The organism is Phenylobacterium ferrooxidans, from assembly GCF_042714595.1.
In the GTDB taxonomy this organism is placed as follows: domain Bacteria; phylum Pseudomonadota; class Alphaproteobacteria; order Caulobacterales; family Caulobacteraceae; genus Phenylobacterium; species Phenylobacterium ferrooxidans.
In genome coordinates, this window is record NZ_JAOTJD010000023.1 from 1 (window position 1) to 21,969 (window position 21,969).

The 21,969-nt window shown below is 68.6% G+C and carries 27 protein-coding genes, 1 tRNA gene and 1 pseudogene; 9 read left to right on the forward strand and 20 right to left on the reverse strand.

Features of this window, described 5'->3' with window-relative positions; translation table 11 throughout:
- Nucleotides 1-77: 77 nt before the first annotated feature.
- The 11 genes from OCL97_RS12740 to OCL97_RS12790 form a co-directional block, all read right to left on the reverse strand.
- Nucleotides 78-767 (reverse strand): gamma-glutamyl-gamma-aminobutyrate hydrolase family protein, encoded by a 690-nt coding sequence (locus tag OCL97_RS12740; protein WP_377370379.1) that lies wholly within the window; start codon nt 765-767, stop codon nt 78-80.
- Nucleotides 768-769: 2 nt separating this feature from the next.
- Nucleotides 770-1,228 (reverse strand): helix-turn-helix domain-containing protein, encoded by a 459-nt coding sequence (locus OCL97_RS12745; RefSeq protein WP_377370380.1) that lies wholly within the window; start codon nt 1,226-1,228, stop codon nt 770-772.
- A gap of 58 nt (nt 1,229-1,286) precedes the next feature.
- Nucleotides 1,287-2,858, reverse strand: coding sequence for an apolipoprotein N-acyltransferase (gene lnt, locus OCL97_RS12750; RefSeq protein WP_377370381.1), 1,572 nt, complete (start codon nt 2,856-2,858; stop codon nt 1,287-1,289).
- The gene (locus OCL97_RS12755; protein WP_304780347.1) at nt 2,855-3,727 is read right to left on the reverse strand and encodes a hemolysin family protein; all 873 of its coding nucleotides are present in this window, start codon (nt 3,725-3,727) and stop codon (nt 2,855-2,857) included. The genes lnt and OCL97_RS12755 overlap by 4 nt, the downstream gene beginning before the upstream one ends.
- Complete coding sequence (gene ybeY / locus OCL97_RS12760) at nt 3,720-4,181, reverse strand: rRNA maturation RNase YbeY (RefSeq protein WP_377370382.1); 462 nt, start codon at nt 4,179-4,181, stop codon at nt 3,720-3,722. Before ybeY ends, OCL97_RS12755 begins: the two co-directional genes overlap by 8 nt.
- Nucleotides 4,178-5,131 (reverse strand): PhoH family protein, encoded by a 954-nt coding sequence (locus tag OCL97_RS12765; protein ID WP_304780353.1) that lies wholly within the window; start codon nt 5,129-5,131, stop codon nt 4,178-4,180. Before OCL97_RS12765 ends, ybeY begins: the two co-directional genes overlap by 4 nt.
- Complete coding sequence (gene miaB, locus OCL97_RS12770; RefSeq protein ID WP_377370383.1) at nt 5,128-6,468, reverse strand: tRNA (N6-isopentenyl adenosine(37)-C2)-methylthiotransferase MiaB; 1,341 nt, start codon at nt 6,466-6,468, stop codon at nt 5,128-5,130. The genes OCL97_RS12765 and miaB overlap by 4 nt, the downstream gene beginning before the upstream one ends.
- 50 nt (nt 6,469-6,518) lie before the next feature.
- Nucleotides 6,519-6,926, reverse strand: coding sequence for a Fur family transcriptional regulator (locus OCL97_RS12775; protein WP_377370384.1), 408 nt, complete (start codon nt 6,924-6,926; stop codon nt 6,519-6,521).
- A gap of 71 nt (nt 6,927-6,997) precedes the next feature.
- Complete coding sequence (locus OCL97_RS12780) at nt 6,998-7,453, reverse strand: GNAT family N-acetyltransferase (protein ID WP_377370385.1); 456 nt, start codon at nt 7,451-7,453, stop codon at nt 6,998-7,000.
- On the reverse strand, nt 7,450-8,094 hold the full coding sequence (gene tsaB / locus OCL97_RS12785) for a tRNA (adenosine(37)-N6)-threonylcarbamoyltransferase complex dimerization subunit type 1 TsaB (RefSeq protein ID WP_377370430.1): 645 nt from the start codon (nt 8,092-8,094) through the stop codon (nt 7,450-7,452). The genes OCL97_RS12780 and tsaB overlap by 4 nt, the downstream gene beginning before the upstream one ends.
- Nucleotides 8,094-8,669, reverse strand: a complete 576-nt coding sequence (locus tag OCL97_RS12790) for a NifU family protein (RefSeq protein ID WP_310539443.1) — start codon at nt 8,667-8,669, stop codon at nt 8,094-8,096. The genes tsaB and OCL97_RS12790 overlap by 1 nt, the downstream gene beginning before the upstream one ends.
- A gap of 304 nt (nt 8,670-8,973) precedes the next feature.
- Between OCL97_RS12790 and OCL97_RS12795 the strand changes: the two genes are divergently transcribed.
- The 3 genes from OCL97_RS12795 to OCL97_RS12805 all read left to right on the forward strand — a co-directional run bounded on the left by OCL97_RS12795 (nt 8,974) and on the right by OCL97_RS12805 (nt 12,552).
- On the forward strand, nt 8,974-10,893 hold the full coding sequence (locus OCL97_RS12795; protein ID WP_377370386.1) for a potassium transporter Kup: 1,920 nt from the start codon (nt 8,974-8,976) through the stop codon (nt 10,891-10,893).
- The gene (locus OCL97_RS12800; RefSeq protein ID WP_304780368.1) at nt 10,893-11,255 is read left to right on the forward strand and encodes a hypothetical protein; all 363 of its coding nucleotides are present in this window, start codon (nt 10,893-10,895) and stop codon (nt 11,253-11,255) included. The genes OCL97_RS12795 and OCL97_RS12800 overlap by 1 nt, the downstream gene beginning before the upstream one ends.
- Before the next feature lie 64 nt (nt 11,256-11,319).
- A complete protein-coding gene (locus tag OCL97_RS12805; RefSeq protein WP_377370387.1) occupies nt 11,320-12,552 on the forward strand; it encodes an argininosuccinate synthase in 1,233 nt (410 codons plus the stop codon).
- Between the two features lie 73 nt (nt 12,553-12,625).
- On the opposite strand, the gene OCL97_RS12810 is transcribed toward OCL97_RS12805, so the two are convergent.
- The 3 genes and pseudogenes from OCL97_RS12810 to OCL97_RS12820 all read right to left on the reverse strand — a co-directional run bounded on the left by OCL97_RS12810 (nt 12,626) and on the right by OCL97_RS12820 (nt 14,555).
- Entirely contained in the window at nt 12,626-13,207 is a 582-nt protein-coding gene (locus OCL97_RS12810; protein WP_304780373.1) for a CC0125/CC1285 family lipoprotein, read from the reverse strand.
- A gap of 80 nt (nt 13,208-13,287) precedes the next feature.
- Nucleotides 13,288-13,933 (reverse strand): annotated as a pseudogene (locus OCL97_RS12815) (methyl-accepting chemotaxis protein); the annotation flags it as partial.
- Nucleotides 13,926-14,555, reverse strand: a complete 630-nt coding sequence (locus OCL97_RS12820) for a LysE family translocator (RefSeq protein WP_377370388.1) — start codon at nt 14,553-14,555, stop codon at nt 13,926-13,928. The gene OCL97_RS12820 and the pseudogene OCL97_RS12815, both read right to left, overlap by 8 nt.
- A gap of 105 nt (nt 14,556-14,660) precedes the next feature.
- Here OCL97_RS12820 and OCL97_RS12825 point away from each other — a divergent pair, with 105 nt between their 5' ends.
- Nucleotides 14,661-15,431, forward strand: a complete 771-nt coding sequence (locus tag OCL97_RS12825; protein ID WP_377370389.1) for a sulfite exporter TauE/SafE family protein — start codon at nt 14,661-14,663, stop codon at nt 15,429-15,431.
- On the opposite strand, the gene OCL97_RS12830 is transcribed toward OCL97_RS12825, so the two are convergent.
- The gene (locus OCL97_RS12830; protein WP_304780379.1) at nt 15,428-15,835 is read right to left on the reverse strand and encodes an MAPEG family protein; all 408 of its coding nucleotides are present in this window, start codon (nt 15,833-15,835) and stop codon (nt 15,428-15,430) included. The genes OCL97_RS12825 and OCL97_RS12830 overlap by 4 nt on opposite strands.
- Before the next feature lie 131 nt (nt 15,836-15,966).
- On the opposite strand from OCL97_RS12830, the gene OCL97_RS12835 reads away from it, so the two are divergent.
- Complete coding sequence (locus OCL97_RS12835) at nt 15,967-16,173, forward strand: KTSC domain-containing protein (protein ID WP_377370390.1); 207 nt, start codon at nt 15,967-15,969, stop codon at nt 16,171-16,173.
- Nucleotides 16,174-16,237: 64 nt separating this feature from the next.
- Here the strand turns inward: OCL97_RS12835 and OCL97_RS12840 are convergent, their stop codons facing one another.
- The 3 genes from OCL97_RS12840 to OCL97_RS12850 all read right to left on the reverse strand — a co-directional run bounded on the left by OCL97_RS12840 (nt 16,238) and on the right by OCL97_RS12850 (nt 17,592).
- Nucleotides 16,238-16,567 (reverse strand): DUF6481 family protein, encoded by a 330-nt coding sequence (locus tag OCL97_RS12840; RefSeq protein ID WP_304780383.1) that lies wholly within the window; start codon nt 16,565-16,567, stop codon nt 16,238-16,240.
- Nucleotides 16,568-16,662: 95 nt separating this feature from the next.
- Nucleotides 16,663-16,737 (reverse strand) — tRNA-Gly (locus tag OCL97_RS12845).
- Nucleotides 16,738-16,845: 108 nt separating this feature from the next.
- Nucleotides 16,846-17,592, reverse strand: a complete 747-nt coding sequence (locus tag OCL97_RS12850; protein ID WP_304780386.1) for a DUF6065 family protein — start codon at nt 17,590-17,592, stop codon at nt 16,846-16,848.
- A gap of 78 nt (nt 17,593-17,670) precedes the next feature.
- Here OCL97_RS12850 and OCL97_RS12855 point away from each other — a divergent pair, with 78 nt between their 5' ends.
- From OCL97_RS12855 to OCL97_RS12870, 4 genes are all read left to right on the forward strand, one after another.
- A complete protein-coding gene (locus OCL97_RS12855; protein WP_377370391.1) occupies nt 17,671-18,192 on the forward strand; it encodes a prolyl-tRNA synthetase associated domain-containing protein in 522 nt (173 codons plus the stop codon).
- A gap of 70 nt (nt 18,193-18,262) precedes the next feature.
- Nucleotides 18,263-19,159 (forward strand): thioredoxin family protein, encoded by an 897-nt coding sequence (locus OCL97_RS12860; protein WP_304780392.1) that lies wholly within the window; start codon nt 18,263-18,265, stop codon nt 19,157-19,159.
- A 14-nt stretch (nt 19,160-19,173) separates the two neighbouring features.
- A complete protein-coding gene (locus OCL97_RS12865; RefSeq protein ID WP_377370431.1) occupies nt 19,174-19,836 on the forward strand; it encodes an LON peptidase substrate-binding domain-containing protein in 663 nt (220 codons plus the stop codon).
- Nucleotides 19,837-19,846: 10 nt separating this feature from the next.
- Nucleotides 19,847-20,047 (forward strand): Trm112 family protein, encoded by a 201-nt coding sequence (locus tag OCL97_RS12870; RefSeq protein ID WP_304780397.1) that lies wholly within the window; start codon nt 19,847-19,849, stop codon nt 20,045-20,047.
- On the opposite strand, the gene OCL97_RS12875 is transcribed toward OCL97_RS12870, so the two are convergent.
- Both OCL97_RS12875 and OCL97_RS12880 read right to left on the reverse strand, forming a co-directional pair.
- On the reverse strand, nt 20,044-20,580 hold the full coding sequence (locus OCL97_RS12875; protein WP_377370392.1) for an AAA family ATPase: 537 nt from the start codon (nt 20,578-20,580) through the stop codon (nt 20,044-20,046). The genes OCL97_RS12870 and OCL97_RS12875 overlap by 4 nt on opposite strands.
- Nucleotides 20,581-20,642: 62 nt before the next feature.
- Nucleotides 20,643-21,896, reverse strand: a complete 1,254-nt coding sequence (locus tag OCL97_RS12880) for a UbiH/UbiF/VisC/COQ6 family ubiquinone biosynthesis hydroxylase (protein WP_377370432.1) — start codon at nt 21,894-21,896, stop codon at nt 20,643-20,645.
- Nucleotides 21,897-21,969 lie beyond the last annotated feature (73 nt).

Sequence of the window (21,969 nt, forward strand, 5' to 3'; positions counted from 1 at the left end):
TCCAGCAGAGAGGATGAATCAGATCAGCCCTGATTTGGGAATCCCGATTCCGTCAAAACGCGGCCCGCTCTAGCGGGTTATCGGGGGGCGCAGGCGGCGACGAAGCCGCGGAAGATCGCGTCGCCCGGGTGGTCGGCGCCGGCCAACAACTCCTGATGCCATTGGATGCCGAGGGCGAAGCCAGGCCCGTCCAGCTCGACAGCCTCAATGACGCCGTCGGGCGCATGGGCGACGGCGCGCACCCGGGACCCCGGTTGCGCGATGGCCTCGCGATGGAAGCTGTTGACCTCCAGGGTCGGCGCCCCGATCAAGCTGGCCAGCTGCGACCCGGGCAGGATCGAAATCTTGTGCCTCTGGTCCCGGTTGTCGTGGTCGAGGACATCGCCCAGGGTCCGCACATCGGCGGTGAGCCTGGACCCGTGCAGGCAGGCCAGCATCTGCATGCCGGCGCAGATCCCCAGCACCGGCTTTCCCGCCGCCAGGAAGCCCGACATCAGGGCCTGCTCCACCTCCAGGCGCGGCGAGTCCGGGGCGAAGGAGGCCTGGCCGTCCAGGTACCAGGCCGGCGGATAGGCGAAGCGCCCGCCGACGCTGAGCAGGCCGTCGAAGTCGGCGACGACGCCCGGGATCATCTCGGCGAAATAGGGCAGCCCGAAGGGCGCGGCGCCTGCGTCGCGCAGCCCCAGGAAATAGCCCTTGTGGGCTTCGTAGCGCGTCGCGCCGCTGCTGGTGTTCTCATCCAGCAGGACGGCGATCCGCGGCCTCATCCTCAGGAAACTTTGGCGGGCTCGCGGGGCGCGGCCGGTTCCGGCTCTCCGTCATCCTCGTCGACCATGGCGCGGACCAGGTCGAGGATGCGGCGGCGCACGCGGGCGCGGCGCACCTTCGGGAAGACGGCGGCCAGTTCCATGCCCTCTGGCGTCATCAGGAAGGCGTGGGCCGGCGAGGGGCCGTCGCTGGAGGCCGGGGCGTTGAGCTCGGCGTCCGGCAGACCATCGAAGAAATAGGAGATGGAGGTCTGCAGCGCGCGGGCCATGTCCCACAGCTTGGAGGCGCTCACCCGGTTGGCGGCGCGCTCATATTTCTGGACCTGCTGGAAGGTCAGGCCGATCGAATCGGCCAGTTTTTCCTGGCTCACGCCCAGCTCCTTGCGCCGGAGCCGGATACGCAGTCCCACGTGAAGGTCGACCGGATTGGGGGATCGGTCGACGTCGAATTCCTTGGCCATGTGCTTCCCAATAGACGAGGTCGATCGCCGCCGTCAAAATGATGACGCCTGCGTCAACTCAATGTGCTCGTCGAATACGTCCCGCCACCGCGATGGACGCGGATAATAGCAACATGATGGCGAGTCCCCCGTCCCCGAAACGTGAATACACCGTACGGGCGAGCGCCGGCGGCAGCCGAACGTCGATGATCCCTTGCTCTCCAAGGGTTAGGCGGGCGCCCAAAATGGGACCCCCATAGGCGTCGATCATCGTCGACACCCCCGTCGGGGTGGCCCGCGCGATCGGCAGGCCCTCCTCGATCGCACGGTAGGCCGCGATGTTGAGGTGTTGCCAGGGACCGCTGCTGGCCCCGAACCAGGCGTCGTTGGACACGTTCAGCAACCACTGCGCCCGTTGCCCCCCCCGCTTGGCGGCGGCCGACGCGAAGCCCGGGAACAGGGCCTCGTAGCAGATCAGCGGCTGCAGGGCCGGCACACCCTGCGGGTGGATGGGCCGGGGCGGCGGGCCCGCGGTGAAGTCCTCGGGCATGTGCACCAGGCTGCGGATGCCGAGCCTGGTGGCCAGGTCTCCCAGCGGCAGGAACTCCCCGAAGGGCACCAGCCGGTGCTTGTCGTAGAACCCGGTCACCCGCAGGCCGGGCGCCTCGCGGCGCAGCACCACCAGGCTGTTGAAATAGTCCACGCCGCCCTTGGCGCCGGGACCCACCCGGTTGGCGCCCATCATCAAGGTCTGGCCGGGCGCCAGCGCCTCGGTGAGCCGGACGACATAGGGGCTGCCGGGCGCCAGCAGGTCGTCGATCACCGCAGGCAAGGCGCCCTCCGGCCAGATGACGATGTCGGGACGGACCTGGGACGCCTGGGTGGTCAAGCCGACATAGGTGGAGAACACCATGTCCAGGTTCTCCGGCTTCCACTTGTCCTTCTGGTCAATATTGGCCTGGACCAGCCGCACCATGGGGGCGTCGGCGGCGGTCGCCTTGGCTGTGGCCAGCCGCAGGGCGCCGAAGCCGTAGAGCCCCGCCAGGGCGGCGACGATGGCCGCGCCGGCGGCCAGCCGGGTCCGGCCCGGAGTCCACAGCAGGGCGGTCGCGGCCCCGAGCGCGATGGTGATCCAGGACAGGCCGTAGGCGCCCACCACCGAGGCCATCTGGGACGGGGCCGAGCCTGCGCGCCAGGCCTCGCCGGGCAGGTTCCAGGGGAACCCGGTGAGCACGTGGCCCCGCAACCACTCGCAGAGCGCCAATGCGCCGGCGAAGACCAGCACCCGCCAGGCGCCCTTCACGTCGGCGAGGCGGTAGATCAGGGCCGCCAGGCCCCAGAACAGCGCCAGGCCCCCGGACATCGCCAGCAGGGCGATGGGCGCCATCCAGCCCTGGTTGGCGGCGTCCACCATGAACGGCTCGGTGATCCAGTGGGTGCCGACCGTGAAATAGCCGACCCCGGCCAGCCAGCCCCGGAAGAAGGCCGAGCGAAGGGGTCGCGGGCCACCCGTCTCGGCCAGCCACATCAGCAGGCCATAGGCCGCGATGCCGATGATCAGGCCCAAGGGCGGGTGGGCCAGGCCCGCGCCGACCCCAGCGACGACCGCCAGGATGCGCGCGCGCCAGGCCGGCGTCAGGGGAAGCTTCAAATGATGACGTCCGGCTCGGGCAGCCGGCGCACCCGCACCCGCTTGACCCGGCGCGGGTCGGCGTCGGTCACTTGGAACTCAAAGCCCGCCGGGTGGCTGATCACCTCGCCCCGCTGCGGCACCCGGCCGGCCAGGGCCGTCACCAGCCCCGCCACGGTGTCGATTTCTTCCTCAAGGTCCGGCGGGGCCAGTTCGGCGCCGACGGCGACCTCCAGCTCCTCCAGGGGCGCGCGGGCGTCAACCTCGAACACCCCGCCTGGGCGAGCGACGACGCCGGCCGCCTGGGCGTCGTCGTGTTCGTCGTCGATCTCGCCGACCACCGCCTCCACCAGGTCCTCCAGGGTCACCAGGCCATCGGTGCCGCCGAACTCGTCGATCACCAGGGCCATGTGGATCCGGCTCGTCTGCATGCGCAGCAGCAGGTCGGCGGCGCGCATGGAGGCCGGCACATAGAGGGCGTCGCGGCGCACCTTCTGCAGGATGGCGTCGTCAGGCCCGGGTGGCTTGCCGCCCTTGGGCTTGGGGCCAGCCATCAGCTTGAAGATGTCCTTCACGTGCACCACGCCGACCGGATCATCGAGGGTCTCGCGATAGATCGGCATGCGGCTGTGCTCGGCTTCAACGAACCGCTCCACGAGGCCGGAGAAGGGGGTGGTGAGCTCCACGGCGACAATGTCGGCGCGTGGGGTCATGACGTCATCGACCCTCAGGGTCTGGAAGGCCTGGGCCTGGTCGACCATGCGGTCGCCCACCAGGTCCACCGGGGTCGGCGGCGGCTCCATGCCGCCCGCGCCGCGCAGCCGTCTCAGGAAGGCCCGTATGCCGCGGCTCTTGCGCGCGGCTGCGGGCGGGTCTTCGGAACTAGCCATCGTCTCCCTGTTCGGCGCCGTAGGGATCAGGGGCCCCCAGACCGGCCATGACCACGCGCTCCAGACCTTCCATGTCCTCGGCGTCGTCGTCGGTTTCGTGGTCGTACCCTACAAGATGCAGCACCCCGTGCGCCACAAGGTGTTGCAGATGGTGGGCCAGGGTCTTGCCCTGCTCGGCGGCCTCGCGGACGCAGACCCCGTGCGCCAGGGCCACGTCCCCCAGGTGATCCTCGGGATTCGGCGGGGCCGGGAAGGACAGCACATTGGTCGCCGTGTCCTTGCCCCGGAAACGGCTGTTGAGGTCCTGGACACCGGTGTCGTCGGTCAGCAGGACCACCACCGCGCCGGCCCGCTGGGCGCCGGCCAGGGCGGCTCGCGCGGCGGCCACCACCAGGGCCTCGGCGTCTGGAAGGTCCCGCGCCCAGGCTTCGTCCTCGATCTCGACGTCGATCAAATGGAGCGTCCGCGCTTGGCGGCGTCGGCGTCATAGGCCCGCACGATGCGCTCCACCATCGGATGGCGGACCACGTCCTCGACGGTGAAGCGGTTGACCCCCACGCCCTTGACGCCCTCCAGCAGGCCGACGGCGTGCGCCAGGCCCGAGTCGGCGGAATTCACCAGGTCGATCTGGCTGGGATCGCCGGTCACCGCCATGCGCGAACCCTCGCCCAGGCGGGTCAGCACCATCTTCATCTGCAGGCGGGTGGTGTTCTGGGCCTCGTCGACGATGACGAAAGCGTGGTTCAGGGTGCGGCCGCGCAGGAAGGCGATGGGCGCCACCTCGATCTCGCCCTTCTCACGCCGCCGCTTGAACTGGTCGGCGCCCAGGATGTCGGTCAGCGCCTCCCAGACCGGCGCCATATAGGGGTCGACCTTTTCCGACAGGTCGCCGGGCAGGAAGCCGAGGCGTTCGCCCGCCTCCACCGCCGGACGGCTGACGATCAGGCGCTCCACCTCGCCGCGCAGCAGCATGCCCGCGCCGTGGGCCACGGCCAGGAAGGTCTTGCCCGTGCCGGCGGGGCCCAGGCCGAACACCAGTTCGCAGGCGGCCAGCGCCTGGAGATAGCGGGCCTGGCCCGGCGTCTTTGGCGCCACCTGGCCCCGACGGCCCGAGGGCAGGCTGCCTGGCGCGCTGCCGCGGCCCACCCGCACCTGTCCGATGGCCACGCGGACGTCGGCCTCGGTGATCTCCAGGCCCTGGTCGGCGCGCTCGGCGATCTGCTCCACCACCCGCTTGGCGTTGGCGCGGCCCTTGGAGTCGCCATTGATCGACACCCCGCCGCCCGGGGTTTCGATGAAGACGTCGAAGGCGTCCTCGATAAGGGCCGCGTGCCGGCCGGCCGCCCCGCCCACCGCGCGGACGGCGATGTCGGAGAGGGGGATGAATTCAGGCGCCTTACTCAAACGAACTCCAATGCCAGGGACCCGGCGAGGCTCATCTTGGCCGCGCTCTCGATGTGAACCGGAACGATCTGGCCGATCAGATGATCCGGACCGCTCACATGCACCGCCTGCAGATAGGGGCTGCGGCCGGAAAGTTGACCCGGATGGCGTCCGGCGCGCTCGAACAGCACCGGCAGGGTCTTGCCCGCCTGGCTCTCGTTGAAGGCTGCCTGCTGTTCGTCCAGCAGGGCGTTGAGGCGGGCCAGCCGCTCTTCCTTCACCTCTTCGGCCACCTGGCCCGGCATGGCGGCGGCGGGCGTGCCGGGGCGGCGGGAGTATTTGAAGGAGAAGGCCGCGGCATAGCCGACCTCGGCCACCAGCTGCAGGGTGGCTTCGAAGTCGCTCTCGCGCTCGCCCGGGAAGCCGACGATGAAGTCGCCGGCCATGGCCATGTCGGGCCGGGCCTTGCGGATCTTCTCCACCAGCCGCAGGTAGCTCTGCGCGGTGTGGGCGCGGTTCATGGCCCGCAGGATCTTGTCGGAGCCGGCCTGAACCGGCAGGTGCAGGTAGGGCATCAGGGCCTCGACCTCGCCGTGCGCCTCGATCAGGGCGTCGTCCATGTCGGCGGGGTGGCTGGTGGTGTAGCGGATGCGGTCCAGGCCCTCGATCTGCGAGAGCTTGCGGGCCAGGCCCGCCAGGCCGCCCGCCCCGGAATAGGCGTTGACGTTCTGGCCCAGCAGGGTGACCTCGCGCACCCCCTGCGCGGCCAGGCTGCGGGCCTCGGCCAGGATGGCCTCCACGGGCCGGGAGAATTCCGCCCCTCGCGTGTAGGGCACCACGCAGAAGGTGCAGAACTTGTCGCAGCCCTCCTGGATGGTCAGGAATGCCGTGACCCCGGACGGCTTGCGGTCCGACCCCAGGCGATCGAACTTGGCCTCCGCGGCGAAGTCGGCCGACAGGCGCTCGCCCTTGGCGCGGTGGGTGCGGGCGATCAGTTCGGGCAGCTGGTGATAGGCCTGGGGCCCGATGACCAGGTCCACCGCCGGCTGGCGGTGCATGATTTCCTTGCCCTCGGCCTGGGCGACGCAGCCGGCCACGGCGATGGTCATGGACTGGCCGGCCGCCTGGCGGGCCAGCTTCATCTGCTTGATGTAGCCGAGCTCGGAATAGACCTTCTCGGTGGCCTTCTCCCGGATGTGGCAGGTGTTGAGCACCACCAGGTCGGCGTCCTCGGGGCGCTCGGCCATGGCGTAGCCCAGGGGGCTGAGCACGTCAGCCATCCGCTCGCTGTCGTAGACATTCATCTGACAGCCGTAGGTCTTGATGAAGAGACGCCGGGTGGGCGCGGGGTCGGACATGGCGGGGTTTATGCGGCTGTGGACAGGCGCAAGCAAGCCGACCGGCCAGCCTACTCCTCCATCGGGACGCCGTAGAGCTCCAGACGGTGATCCACCAGCTTGTAGCCGAGCTTGCGGGCGATGGCCTCCTGCAGGGCCTCGATCTCGTTGTCGACGAACTCGATGACCTTGCCCGACTTCATGTCGATGAGGTGGTCGTGGTGGACCTCGGTGGCTTCCTCATAGCGCGAGCGGCCGTCACGGAAGTCGTGGCGCGCGATGATGCCGGCTTCCTCGAACAGCCGCACCGTGCGGTAGACCGTGGCGATGGAGATGTGCGGATCCACCTGGTGGGAGCGTCGGTACAGCTCTTCCACGTCGGGATGATCATGAGCCGCCGACAGCACGCGCGCGATCACGCGGCGCTGCTCGGTCATGCGCATGCCCTTTTCGACACAGAGATTTTCGATCCGGTCCACGAACCGACTCCTGATTTCCAAATGCCGACGGAGCCCGAGGGCTCCGACATCGTATAGCGAGCGTCACAGGTCTAGAGGGACCCGTCGCCGAGGTCGAGACGCATGACAACGGCGTCCACATAGATGCCGCCGCCGCGGTCATAATAGCTGGGCCGGCGGCCGGCGCGAACAAAACCGTGGGCTTCGTAGAGGGCGAGGGCGGGATGGTTGTCCACAGCCACCTCCAGGAACATGGCCTGCGCCCCCGCCGACCTGGCCGTCATGGCCGCGGCCGCCACCAGGGCGCGGGCGACGCCTCGACGCCGGGCGTCGGGATCCACCGCCAGGGTCAGGACCTCGGCCTCGCCGGCCAGGGCCCGGCAGAGGATCATGCCCAGCGGCGCCCCGTCCTCCACGAGCAGGCCAAAGGCGCCCGGGCCGCTGGCCAGGTCGGCGATCTCTTCAGGTCCCCAGCCCGGGGTGAAGGCGCGGCGGTGCACCTGCGACAGGGCGTCGAGGTCGGCCTCGGCGGCGGGGCGCAGGTTCATGCGGGCAGGTTGCGGCCGCCCGGCAGCTTGGCGTCGGGGGCGCGGAGATAGAGCGGGCGGGGCGGGACCGGCAGGCGGACGGCGGCGATCTGGGCCACCGCCACGGGATCGGCGTGGTCGGCCGCGACCACGGTGGCGTGGGGCAGGGCGCCCGCCAGCAGGGACGCGCCGGAGCCCACCAGGGTGACATTCCCCGCCCCGGCCAGCTCGGCCAGGCGCGCGGCGGCCGTCCCCGGCGGCAGGGCGTCGGGCGCGCTGACTGCGACGCCGTCGGCGAAGGCCTGCAGGTAGACCTGGTCACGCTTGGCGTCGAGCACGGCGAACACGGTTCCCGACAGCGGCTGGGCCAGGGCCTCCAGCACGCCGACCCCAACGACGGGGATCGACAGCGCCGCCCCCAGGCCCTTGGCGAAGGCCAGCCCCACCCGCAGGCCGGTGAAGGAGCCGGGGCCGATGGTGACGCCGACCCGATCGAGCTGGTCGAAGGCGACGCCGGCCTGTGTCATCACCTGCGCCACGAGGGGGGCGAGGCGCTCCTGGTGGCCGCGGGCCATGGGCTCGACGCGTGAGGCCAGCACTCGCCCACCGTCGAGGACGGCGGCCGAGCAGGCGCCCAGGCAGGTGTCTATCGCGAGAAGGATCAGAGGGTCTGCTCGACCCGGGTCACTTCGGGCACATAGTGCTTGAGCATGTTCTCGACGCCGGCCTTCAGGGTCGCCGAGGAGGACGGGCAGCCTGAGCAGGCGCCGCGCATGTGCAGCCACACCACGCCGGTGTCGGGCTCGAAGCGATTGAAGAGGATATCTCCGCCGTCCTGAGCCACGGCCGGACGGATGCGGGTGTCCAGCAGGTCCTTGATCTCGGCCACCACCTGGGCGGTGTCGGCGTCGTAGACGGCGTCGTCGTCATGGCCGCTCTCACCGTCGGCGGCCGTGGTGAACAACGGCCGGCCCGAGGCGAAGTGATCCATGATGGCGGCCAGGACCGGCGCCTTCAGGTGGGGCCAGTCATGGTCCGGGTGCTTGCCCACGGTGACGAAGTCGAGGCCGAAGAAAACCCGGTCGACGCCGTCGATCTCGAAGAGGTCAGCGGCCAGGGGCGAGGCCTCGGCTTCCAGGGGGCTGCGGAAATCTCGCGAGCCTTCCGCCAGGACCGTCTGTCCGGGCAGGAACTTCAGGACCTCGGGATTGGGCGTCGGTTCGGTCTGGATAAACATGGGCCAGATGTGGCGCTAGAACAGGCAATGCGCAAGCTTTGGCGCGCCATCGGCGCTCCGCCGACGCTTGGAGCGCGACCAGCCGCCGCATGACGGGGCCAAGCTGCGATTGAACGGCGGTGGGAAAGGGTGTATCGCGCCCGCCGCACAACGGCATCCTGCCGACCCCGAAAGGCTTTCGGTCCCCTTGGACCGCAAACCTTCAGAGGACTTTTGATGCAAGACCATTTTCGGACGCCGAACCGGCTACCACTTCGGCGGAAAATGGTCTGTGGCGCCGCCCTTTCGGCCCCGGAGACTTTGAATGGCTGATCCGGCCAGCGGCGCCCCCGAGGCGGCGGAGGATTCGCTGCACGCCCCCCATAAGGACAGCTTCCGCGCCCTTGCGCTCGGGGCGATCGGCGTGGTGTTCGGCGATATCGGCACCAGCCCGCTCTACGCCATGCGCGAGGCGCTGCATCATACCAAGGACACGGTCTCCAACGAGCTCGCGGTGCTGGGCGTGGTGTCCCTGGTGACCTGGGCGCTGATCCTGATCGTCACCATCAAGTACGTCGTCTTCCTGATGCGCGCCGACAACAAGGGCGAGGGCGGCACCCTGGCCCTGATGGCCCTGGCGCAGCGTTCCCTCGGACGGCGGTCGACGGCGGTGTTCTTCCTGGGCGCCGTGGGGGCCGCGCTGTTCTACGGCGACGGCATCATCACCCCGGCCGTCTCGGTGCTCTCGGCCATCGAGGGCCTTAAGGACGCGCCGGGCATCGGCCACCGGATGGGCCCGTTCGTGGTGCCGATCTCGGCGGCCATCCTGGTGGCCCTGTTCATGGTCCAGGCCAAGGGTACCACCAGCATCGCCCGGTTCTTCGGGCCTATCACCGCCGTGTGGTTCCTGGTCCTGGCGGGGCTGGGCGCCTACCACATCGCCGACGACATCTCGGTCCTCCGCGCCCTCCTGCCCCACTACGGAGTGATCTTCCTCTGGGACAACGGCCTGCTGGGCTTCATCATCCTGGGCAGCGTCTTCCTGGCGGTGACCGGGGCCGAGGCCCTCTATGCCGACATGGGCCATTTCGGGAAGAAGCCGATCCAGGCGGCCTGGCTGATCCTGGTCCTGCCGTCCCTGCTGCTGAACTATCTGGGCCAGGGCGCCCTGGTGCTGTCGAACCCGGCGGCCCGCTCCAACCCCTTCTTCGAGATGATCCCGGAGGTCATCTATTGGCCGGTGCTGCTGCTGGCCACGGCGGCCACGGTGATCGCCTCCCAGGCCGTGATCACCGGCGCCTTCTCCATGACCCAGCAGGCGGTGCAGCTGGGCCTGTTCCCCCGCATCGACATCCGCCGCACCAGCGAGACCCAGGCCGGCCAGATCTATGTGCCCCAGGTCAACACCATCCTGATGATCGGGGTGCTGGTGCTGCTGTTCACCTTCCGCAGCTCCTCCAACCTGGCGGCCGCCTACGGTATCGCGGTCACCGGATCGATGTTCATCGACACCCTGCTGTTTTTCGTGATCATCAAGCACATGTGGAAGCGGCCCACCTGGCAGGCCTGGCTGGCGGCGCTTGGCTTCGGCGCCCTGGACGTGACCTTCATCTCCTCGAACCTGCTGAAGATCCCGGAGGGAGCCTGGCTGCCCCTGGTGTTGGGGCTGGTCCTGGTGGTGATCATGTGGACCTGGACCCGCGGCGCCCAGATCCTCTCCGACAAGACGCGGCGCGATTCCGTGCCCCTGCTGGAACTGTCGGAAATCCTCAAGGCTCGTGCCCCGCACCGGGCGCCGGGCACGGCCATCTTCCTGACCTCCGATCCGGAGGTGGCGCCCGTGGCCCTCATGCATAACCTCAAGCACAACAAGGTCCTGCACGAGAAGAACATCATCCTGACCGTCCACACCGCCGAGACCCCGCGGGTGAAGGAGGACAACCGGGTGACGATCGAGCCGATCAACGACGACTTCAAGAAGGTGATCATCAACTACGGCTTCATGGAGAGCCCGAACCTGCCCAAGGCGCTCGGTCTCTGCCGCAAGCTGGGCCTGAAGTTCGACATCATGGCCACCAGCTTCTTCCTGGGCCGCCGCTCGGTGGTGGCCTCAGCTCAGTCGGGCATGCCGCTGTGGCAGGACAAGCTGTTCATCTTCCTGATGCGCAACGCCGCCAATCCGACCGACTTCTACAAGATCCCGCCCGGCCGCGTGGTCGAGCTCGGCACCCAGGTGACTGTCTGATGCTGCTGGCCCTCCTGGGCGACGCCCTGTGGATCATCTCGCTCTCAATCATGGCGTCCACAACGCGGGCGGCCTGGGGCCGGATCGATCCGGAAACCAAGGTGCCCCTGCAGTTCGCCCTGAGCGGCAAGCCGACCTTCCGGGTGAAGCGGAATCTCGCCCTCCTGGCCATCCCGACCGCAGCCTTCTTCCTGGGGCTGGCCCTGGTGGCGTTCAACCGCAACGCCGCCGCCAGCCTGGAGCACTCGGTGATCCTGTTTGGCGTGCGGGCCACCGCGGCGGCCCTTATCGCGGTCGGCCACCTGCGCTGGCTGAAGGCCGCCCTGGACCAGTTGCAGAGCGAAGGCGCGCTCAAGCCTTGATACGCCGGGCCTTTGGCCCCTATACGCCCGCGACGTCCACTTCCTGCCGAAAGTCCGCATGCCCATGTCCAAGCCCGCGATCAAGAAAGTCGTCCTGGCCTATTCCGGCGGGCTCGACACCTCGATCATCCTGAAGTGGCTGCAGACCGAGTATGGGGCGGAGGTCATCACCTTCACCGCTGACCTGGGTCAGGGCGAGGAGCTGGAACCCGCCCGCGCCAAGGCCCTGGCCGCCGGGGTGAAGCCCGAGAACATCTTCATCGAGGATGTGCGCGAGGAGTTCGTCCGCGACTTCGTCTTCCCGATGTTCCGCGCCAACACGGTCTATGAAGGCCAGTACCTGCTGGGCACCTCCATCGCCCGGCCGCTGATCGCCAAGCGCCAGATCGAGATCGCCCGCAAGATGGGCGCCGACGCCGTCAGCCATGGCTCCACCGGCAAGGGCAACGACCAGGTCCGCTATGAGGTGGCCTACTACGCCCTGGAGCCGGACATCCACGTGATCGCGCCCTGGCGGGAGTGGGACTTCAAGAGCCGCGAGGCCCTGCTGGACTTCGCCGAGAAGCACCAGATCCAGATCGCCAAGGACAAGCGCGGCGAGGCGCCCTTCAGCGTCGACGCCAACCTCCTGCACTCGTCCTCCGAGGGCAAGGTCCTGGAGGACCCCGCGGTCGAGGCGCCCGAGTTCGTCTATATGCGCACCATCGCCCCGGAGGACGCGCCCGATAAGGCCACCGTCTTCACGATGGACTTCGAGAAGGGCGACCCGATCGCCATTGACAGCGTGACCATGAGCCCGGCCACCCTGCTCACCCGGCTGAACGAGCTGGGCCACGCCAACGGCGTCGGCCGGCTGGACCTGGTGGAGAACCGCTATGTCGGGATGAAGTCCCGTGGCGTCTACGAGACGCCGGGCGGGACCATCCTGCTGGCCGCCCACCGGGGCATCGAGTCCATCACCCTGGATCGTGGCTCCATGCACCTGAAGGACGAGCTGATGCCGCGCTATGCGGAGCTCATCTACAACGGCTTCTGGTTCACCCCGGAGCGCGAGATGCTGCAGGCCGCCATCGACCACAGCCAGGCCATGGTCTGCGGCCAGGTGACGGTGAAGCTCTACAAGGGCAATGTCACCGTCATCGGCCGCACCAGCCCCTACTCCCTCTACGACCAGGACCTGGTCACCTTCGAGGAGGGCAAGGTGGCCTATGACCACAACGACGCGTCGGGCTTCATCAAGCTGAACGCCCTGCGCCTGCGCGTGGCCGCCAAGCGGGACAAGCGCGTCAAGGGCTGACCACAGCCCCTTCGGCAGACAGCAAAACGCCCGCCTCCGGATCTGGAGGCGGGCGCTTCTGTTTGAGAAGAGATTAAGGGGCCGGGCGCAGGACCCGGGGGCCGATATTGTCCATCACGGCGCGGGCGTCGAAGGCGCGGGTGTCACCCTCCGGCTTGCGGCCGCGATGCATGACGATCTCGGCGCTGGCCTCGAACCTCTCCACCGTGCGGACATCCATCCGGTCGGCCCAGAAGGGGTCGCCGAAGAAGGGGTCCCACGAGCGCCAGCCGTAGCCGCCGCCGTAGTAGCGCCAGGACGGACGCCAGTAGTTGTATCCGGGGCCGTACCAGGGCCGGTAGAAGGGATCGGGTTCGATATAGGTCCGCGCGTTGCGGTCGGTCTGGCGATCCACCACCGAGAACCAGTCATAGCCCTGGGCGACAGTCAGCTCGGCGGCGCGGTAGAGCAGATAGCCCTCCACGGTCTCGCGCGAGGTCATGCTGTTGCCGGCGAAATTGACCCGGAAGCGGTCGGCGTCGAGCCGCACCTCCGAGAAGCCGCCAGAGGTGGCCTGGCCGCGGATATTGGGCTGGTAAGGGGTTGCGGTGGCGCAGGCCCCGAGGGTGGCCGCGAGCACGGCGCTGGCGGCGAGGGCGGCAAGTCGGCGGGTCATGATGGGCGCCTGGGTTGAACGTCTGGAATATAACAACCGAACACATGGGCGTAATTTTGGTTGCCGCCAAGCATTTGATGTCAAAGTCGAAATGACAGAAGTCGGGGCGCGCCCACCTTGAAATCGGGCGCGCCCCAGGTTTGTCTTCGGGGGAGGAAGCCCGCCCGACGCTGGGGAGCGCCGGGACAGGATCTCGTCAGGCCAGGATCAGAATTCCTCCCAATCCTGGGTCTTTGGCTGGGCGGCCGCGCCGGCGCGGAAGTCGCCCATCAGACGGCGCAGTTCGACGGCCTCGCCGGTCAGGGCGTGGGCCGCCGCGGTGGATTGCTCCACCATGGCGGCATTCTGCTGGGTCACCTCGTGCATCTTGTTGACGGCGGCGTTGACCTCGTTGAGGCCGACCGCCTGTTCCTTGGCCGCGGCCGCGATCTCGCCCACCAGGCCGTCGATCTCGTCGACCTGGGCCACCAGCATCTCCAGGGCCTGGCCGGTCTTTCCCACCAGCTGCACGCCGGAACCCACCTGGGTCAACGACGTGCTGATCAGGGCCTTGATCTCCTTGGCCGCCTCGGCCGAGCGCTGGGCGAGCGCCCGGACCTCGGAGGCGATCTCGTCGATCACCCCGATGATCTGGGTGGGGGACTTCTCGATTTCGCCCATGGCCAGGACGGCCTGGCGGACAAGGTTGGGAACTTGCGGCCGCAGATTCTCGCCCGACCTAGTGGCGAAGGGCCATCAGGCAGGCGGCGCTGATCAGAAGCAGGCCGACGACGGCCTGGAATCCGCGCCGGAACCGGGGTTCTGTCATCCGGCGGGCCAGGGCCGCGCCGCCCAGGCCATAGGCGCTCATCGCGATCACGTCGAAGACGATGGTGCCGCAGGCGAAGCTGGCCAGCTGCAAGGGCAGGGGACGGTCCGGATCCAGGAAGGGCGGCAGGACGGCGGTGAAGAACAGGATCGCCTTGGGATTGGAGATCTGCACCGTGAAGCCGTCGCGCCAGGCGTGGGCCCCGGGCTGGATGGAGGCGGGTTTGAGTTCGCCCATGGTCTCGATGCGCGCGGCCAGCAGGCTCTTGAGGCCCAGCCAGGCGACATAGGCGGCCCCGGCGTAGGCGATCAGGTGGAAGACCTGGGGAAAGGCCAGGACCGCGGCGCCCAGCCCCATGGCGGCCACGCCGAACCAGACCAGGGTCGCGCTGTTCATGCCGGCGACGGCGATCAGGGCGGCCCGCTTGCCGCGCTCGGCCCCGATGGCGATGGCGAAGACGTTGGCCGGACCGGGGGTGACGGCCATCACCGCCATGACGCCCAGGAAGGTCGCATAGCGGGCGGGGTCGACCGGGAGCATTGTGGGCCTGGAGCGCTAAGGAGAGAAAAGCTGCGGTAGCCCCGAGTTAATCCCTATTGCGCCGCTGGGAAAGGTCCGCGAAACGGAAATCGGAAGTGGGGACTCATGAGCTCTGAATTCTGGTTATTCGTGGCCGTGGGCTTCGCCGCCCAGCTCGTCGATGGGGCGTTGGGCATGGCCTATGGGGTGATCTGCTCCACGGTCCTGCTGGCCCTGGGGGTGAGCCCGGCCAACGCCTCGGCCAGCGTGCATGCCGCCAAGGTGTTCACCGGCGCGGCCTCGGCCATCAGCCACATCTATCACCGCAATGTCGGCTGGCGGTTGCTGCTGTTGCTGGCCCTCGGCGGGGTGCTGGGCGGGATCGTCGGGACCTACCTGCTGACCTCCATCGATGGCGAGGTGATCAAGCCCTATGTCGTGGGCTGGCTGGGCCTCATGGGCCTGGTGATCCTCTACCGGGCCTGGCGCCAGGCCCGGCCCAAGCTGTTCTCCTGGCGGCTGCCCTTCCCGCTGGGCCTGACCGGCGGCTTCTTCGACGCGGTCGGCGGCGGCGGCTGGGGCCCGGTGGTGACCTCGACCCTGCTGGGCAGCGGCGCCGACCCGCGCCAGGCGATCGGCACCACCAACACCGCCGAGTTCTTCATGTCGGTGGCGGTCTCGGCGGCCTTCATCACCGCGCTGCTCACCGGCCACTGGGAGACCACGGGCCTGACCGACCATCTGTGGTCGGTGGTGGGGCTGATCGCCGGCGGCGTCGTGGCCGCGCCGGTCGCCGGCTGGGCCACCAAGGTGCTGCCGCACCGCGCCCTGACCTGGCTGGTGGGCGTCCTGGTGACCGGCCTCGCCGCCTGGCAGGCCTGGATGCTGTTCGTCTAGACCGTGGCGGTCTGGACCATGGCCCAGATCACGCGGCCCAGGGCCCCGAACAGCAGGATGGCGGCGGCCAGCATCTGGATCACGAAGCCGGCCTCCCGCTTGCCGGGATCGGCCACATAGCCCAGCGCATAGATGATGCGCCCGATGATCCACACCACCCCCAGGGCCGCGGCGACGCGGTCGTCCCAGTAGATGGCGAACAGCCACAGGCCCGCCAGGAAGATCGGCAGCCACTCCAGGGTGTTGTAGTGGACCCGGATATTGCGCTCTAGGTGGGGGTCGCCGTGCATGGCCGGCGCGTCGATGCCGGAAACTTTACGCGCGCCGCCCACCCGCAGGCCCATCCAGACATAGACGAGCAGGGCCACGATGGTGACGATGGCGACTTCGTAGTGCGGTTGCATGTCTTCCCCCGATTTCCCTCCGGCGCCTCGGCGGCCGGTTGCGGCCAAGGTGGCACGCGTCGAGGCCCGCGGGAACCTTCTCCCCGTCTCGTGGTGTTTCAGTCCGTCGACGGAAACGTCTGGAGGTTCCGATGCAGGTCGAATCCGCCGCTATCAGCGCCATTCGCTACGACCATGACCGCGCCAAGCTGTTCGTGCGGTTCCACGATGGCGACGAGTACGTCTACGTGGGCGTTCCGGGCGAGGTGCATCGCAGCTTCGTCGAGGCCGACTCCAAGGGCCGGTTCTTCGCCTACGAGATTCGCGACCAGTATCCCTACAACAAGCTTGAAGCCTGAATCAGAAACGCCCGCGTCCTTGCGGAGGCGGGCGTCTGATGGTCTTGGCGGTGAGGCTTGGCCCCTACTTCCGCTTCTGCTTGCGGGCGGCGTAGCGCAGGTCGCGGGCTTCTTTCTGCTTGGCGCGCAGATCCAGGTCACGGGCTTCCTGGGTGATGGCCTCGTCCTCGATGCGCAGGCGCTCGGCCTCGGCGGCGACGGCGCGCTTGGCTTCGCGCTCGGCGTTGCGCTCGGCGCGGACCTTCTCGAGCTCGGCGGCCTCGGCGGCCTTGCGGGCTTCGATATTGGGGTCGGTGACGGTGGGCTTGGGCTTGAAGCGTTCCAGCAGCGCCTTCTTGGCCGCGGCGGAGGTCGCCTGGCGGTCGGCGTGCTTCATGCCTTTAGGTTCGAACATGCGGTCTTAAGGTTCCTAGTCAGGGCCCGGTTCCCGTTCGCCGTCCCCTCCCCCGGATGGGGAGGTACGCCGGGCCTGCGGGTCGATCGAATTTCTGGAGCGGGCGAAGAGATTCGAACTCTCGACCCCAACCTTGGCAAGGTTGTGCTCTACCACTGAGCTACGCCCGCACTCCGTGAAACCGATCCCCGTGAGGATTGGCCCCGAAATTCGAGAGCGGGCTTATGGCAGAGGGTCCGGGGCTTGGCAAGCAGGGCTGGTCTCTATTGTCGTATTTCTCAGCCCATGAAGCGCGGGGCCTTGAGGCGGCGCTTATTGACGTGGTCCTTCGGGGCCTCGTTTTCGATCTCCGGCGGGAACTCGCCCTTGAAATAATAGCGCTGCCAGGCCTCCTTGGTGGCCTCGGGATCGAGGCGGAAGATCCTGGCGTTGAACTCCGCCCGATGCTTCTCCCAGACGTCGTACTGGTCGCGCAGTTCGGGGTTACGGCTCATGGACTTGATCACCGGCTGCACCTGGGCGAGCTGCTTGTCCTGGGTCAGGGTGATGAAGCAGAAGGGCTCGCCCTTCTCGAAGCGGACCTTGCCCGGCCGGGTGAAGATCCAGTTCATCGTGAAGGGGAAGGGCAGCCAGTCGGTCTCCACCAGGCCGGCCAGGGGCTGGATGCCGTCCTTGACGTGATTGGGCGGGCCCTGGACGATCATCGACCAGCCCGGCGGGGTGCGGAACAGGTAGCCGGGGTGGAAGGTCACGACGCCGTGGCTGAAGTGGCTTTTGACGAAGTTGTGGAAGTCGGGGTGCGGGTAGTCGGTCTTCAGCTTGATGTCGTCCTGGTGCGTCCCCCCGGTCCACTCGGCGGTGAAGGCCATGGGGCAGAGGATTTCCCAGCCGGTGGTGTTGGCCATGGAGAGCGGCAGGCAGCGATAGGGATGGCGCTCGGCGAAATGGTCCATCCAGGCGCGCTGCGGCCGGCCCGGCACGATCTCCGGCGGGCGCTCGGCGGTGGGATAGCACTCAAGTTCCATGGTCGGGCCTCAGACTGTGACGAACCTCAGGTCTAGCCAGCCTGTCCCGCCCGCGTCCAGTTCGCTAATCATCCCGGCATGAAGACACGCCCTGACCTGATCGCCTTCCTCGACGCCCAAGGGATCGACCACGCCACCACCGAGCACGAGGCTGTGTTCCGGGTGGGGGAAGGCGAGGAGATCAAGCACGGCATAGCCGGCGCCCACACCAAGAACCTGTTCCTGAAGGACGCCAAGGGCCGGCTGTGGCTGATCTCGGCCCAGGACAGCACGGTGATCGACCTCAAGCGCCTGCACCCGGTGATCGGTTCGGCCAGGCTCTCCTTCGGCAGCGCCGACCTGATGGCCGACGCGCTCGGGGTGACGCCGGGGTCGGTCACCGCCTTCGCCATGATCAACGACACCGACCGGCGGGTGACCTTCGTGCTGGACCGGGCGCTGGCCCAGGCCGAACAGGTAAATTTTCATCCCCTGACCAACACCGCCACCACCACGGTGAGCCAGGCGGGGTTGCGAAAATTCTTTGCGGGGCTTGGGATTTCGCCCCTCGTGGTGGATTTCACCACCCTGTCGGTGGTGGAGGATGGTTTCGTCCGTTGAAGACCGCGCCGCTTGGGACCATTTTAGCCGCCACGACGTTCAAACCCCTTAGACGGGAAAGACCAGAGCCATGACCTTGATCGGCGAAACCGCCCCCAACGCCGGTGGCGATCTCATCATCGACGGCAGCGACGCCGGCTTCATGGCCGATGTGATCGAAGCCTCCAACGCCGTTCCGGTGATCGTCGACTTCTGGGCGCCCTGGTGCGGCCCGTGCAAGCAGCTCGGCCCCTCCATCGAAAAGGCGGTGCTGGCGGCCAAGGGCAAGGTCAAGCTGGTGAAGATCGACATCGACAAGCATCCGCAATTCGCCGGCCAGCTGCGCGTGCAGTCGATCCCGGCGGTCTTCGCCTTCTCCGGCGGTCGGCCCATCGACGGCTTCATGGGCGCCCTGCCCGACAGCCAGGTGAAACAGTTCGTCGACCGCATCGCCGGCCAGGCCCCGGCCAACGAGGCCGACGAGCTGCTGGCCATGGCCAAGGAGTCCCTGGACCTGGGCGACCTGGGCGGCGCGGCCCAGGCCTTCGCCCAGGTGCTGCAGGCCGATCCGGCGAACCTGAAGGCCATCGGCGGGCTCGCCCGCGTCTACCTGCAGGGCGGCGACGCCGAGAAGGCCCGGGAGATCGCCGACATGGCCCCGGAAGGCGCCAAGGACCCCGATCTGGACAGCGTGCGCGCGGCGCTCACCCTGGCCGACGCCGCGCCGGAGGAGACCTCGGACCTGGAAAAGCGCATCGCCGCCGATCCCGATGACCATGAGGCCCGCTACGAACTGGCCACGGCGCTCGCCGGCCGTGGGGCCTGGGAGGCGGCTTCCGATCACCTGCTGAAGATCATCGAGGCCGACCGGACCTGGAACGACGAGGCCGCCCGCAAGCAGCTGATCACCATTTTCGAGGCCGCCGGGCCAGGCTCGGACATTGCGCGCTCCGGCCGGCGGCGGCTGTCGGCGATCCTGTTCTCATGAAGGGTGAGCGAGCCATACCGGGCGGCTATCAGAGCCGTTCGGATCTGCCGCAGGTGATCCCGGTCTTTCCCCTGGACGGCGCCCTGCTGCTGCCCGGCGGCGAACTGCCCCTGCGGATCTTCGAGCCCCGCTACCTGAACCTGGTGGACGACGTCATGGCCGGCGACCGCATGATCGGCATGGTCCAGACGAGGGCCGGCGGCGAGCGGACCCGGCCCAACCTCGCCCATGTCGGCTGCGCTGGCCGCATCACCAGCTTCAACGAGACCTCCGACGGCGCCTATCTGATCACCCTGACCGGCGTCTGTCGCTTCGAGGCCGGCGAGGAACTGGCGGTGAAGACTCCCTATCGGCAGGTGCGCACGACCTTCGCCCCCTTCTTCGGCGACCTGGCCGACGAGGAGGTCGATACCGACGAGTTCGACCGCAAGCGCTTCGCTGTCGCGCTGAAGAAGTACCTGAACCGCCGCGAGCTCGACATCGACTGGGACACCGCCGAGACCGCGCCCCTGGAAAGCCTGGTCACCAGCCTGGCCATGGGCCTGCCCTTCGAGCCCCTGGAAAAGCAGGCCCTTCTGGAGGCGCCGACCCTCGTCGAGCGCGTTGACGCCCTGACCACCCTGCTGGAGATCGACGCCCTGGAAGACGGCGATGACGCCGGCCACTCCATGCAGTAGGAAGGCGCCCATGACGCAGCCCCTCCCCGCCCTCACCGTGGACATCGATCCGCGCCTGCTGGAAATCCTGGTCTGCCCGGTGACCCACGGCCCGCTGACCTATGACCGCGACAAGGCCGAACTGGTCTCCAAGTCCGCCAAGCTGGCCTATCCGATCCGTGACGGTGTGCCGATCATGCTGCCGGAAGAGGCCCGGGAACTGACCGACTAGAAGGCGAGCACCCGGCGCACGCTCTCCTCGACGGTGGGCGCGTCGGTGATTTCAAGAACGGGGCAGGTCAGGCCTGAGAGCCAGGACCTGTGGCTGGCCAGGCTGCGGCCACCGTTGGAACCGTCGTCATAGCCCCCCGACCAGGTCATGAATTTCTGGTGGGTCTCGTGCATGTCGCCGCCCGGCCCGATGCGGGGCCCGTAGCGTCCGCGTTCCCGGGCGAGGCTTCGAGCCATGCGGATCTCGGGGTCCAGATACAGGAAGACCACCAGGTCGAAGCGATCAACCACCTCCAGCCCCCAAGACAGCAGGGAGCCGGAGATCACCCAGGGGCCGTCGGCCGGCAGGGCGGCCTTCAGCATCGGCAGTCGGTCCTCCTGCGGCCGCTGGGTGGTGAAGGGCGGCTCGGTGGGCAGCCAGAAGAAGTGGTCGCTGTCCTGGTGGGGCACGTCCATGGCCTGAGCCAGGGCGGCGCCCAGGGTCGTGGTCCCGGAGCCCGAGGCTCCGACGATATGGATGCGCTGCGCGGCCATGCCCACTCTCCCTGGCCCCTCAGGTACCGGCGCCCCCCGGGGGATGGCCACCATGGGGCCTTTTAGAGCGCCTCGCCCCGCAGCAGCCGGGGCAGATCGCCGGAGGCTCCGCCCGCGTCGTGCATGAAGAAGCGGCGGGCGGGGCCGATCCGGTTGACCACCGACATGCCGGCCCCCCGCGCCAGGCGCAGCAGGGGATTGTCGTTGGAGAACAGCCGCACGAAGACGTCGGTCGCCGCCGCCAGCATGATGTTGTCGAAGCTGCGCCAGCGAGCGTAGCGCTCCAGCACCAGCTCCGAGCCGATGTCCTCCCCCAGGCGCGCGGCCTCCACCAGCACCTGAGCCAGGGCCGCGGCGCCCTTCAGCCCCAGGTTCAGGCCCTGGCCGGCGATCGGATGGACGCCGTGGGCCGCGTCCCCCAGCAGGGCGGCGCGGGGGGCGCACAGCCGCTCGGCCAATTGCAGGGAAAGCGGATAGGTGAAGACCGGGCCCTCCACCGTGGCCTCGCCCAGGAGGGGCCCGAACCGGCGCCGCAGATGGGCGTGGAAAATCTCCGGCCGCGCGGCTTTCAGGGCGGCGGCCTTGGCCCTGGGCTCTGTCCAGACCAGGCTGGCGCGGTCGTCGGTCAGGGGCAGGATGGCGAAGGGGCCGCCGGGCAGGAAGAATTCGTGGGCCACGCCCTCGTGAGGCCGTGAAAGTTTCACCGTCGCCACCACCCCGGTCTGCGGATAGTCCCAGCCGATGGCGTTGATCTTCGCCGCCGCGCGGACCACCGAATTGCGGCCCTCGGCCCCCACCACCAGCGGCGCGGTCAGCACCCGACCGTCCTCCAGGGTCACCCGGGCGCAGGCGCTCTCGAACGCCACGGAGGCGACCCGGGCCGGGGCGAGCACGGTGATGCCCGCCTTTTCAACGGCCTTGGCCAGGGCGGCGCGAGAGCGGCGGTTCTCCAGCAGGTAGCCGAGCGGCTCGCCATCGGAGCGGTCAGCGATCTCTGCGGAGTCGAAACGCAGGTAGAACGGTGAAGGGTTTCCCGCCGAGGCCCCCGGGCTGCGGCCGTCCGTCACCAGGATCTGTTCGATCCGCTGGGCGTGGGGCTCGATATCCTGCGCCAGACCCAGGGCGCGCCACTGGCGGAAGCTGGCGAAGGCGATGGCCGAGGACCGCCCGTCGAAGGTCGGCGCCAGCTGCGCGTCGAAGACGATGGGGTCAATCAGCAGCGGCGTCAGGCCGCCCTGCTTCAGGGCCAGCGCCAGGGTCGCCCCGGCCATGCCGGCCCCGGCTATGATCACGTCGGCGTCGAAGGTCTCGCTCATGGCCCGATATGCCGACGAACGGGTGTGGGCGTCCAGCCCCGGGATCACCCGATTGTTGGACGCCTGCGTCCAA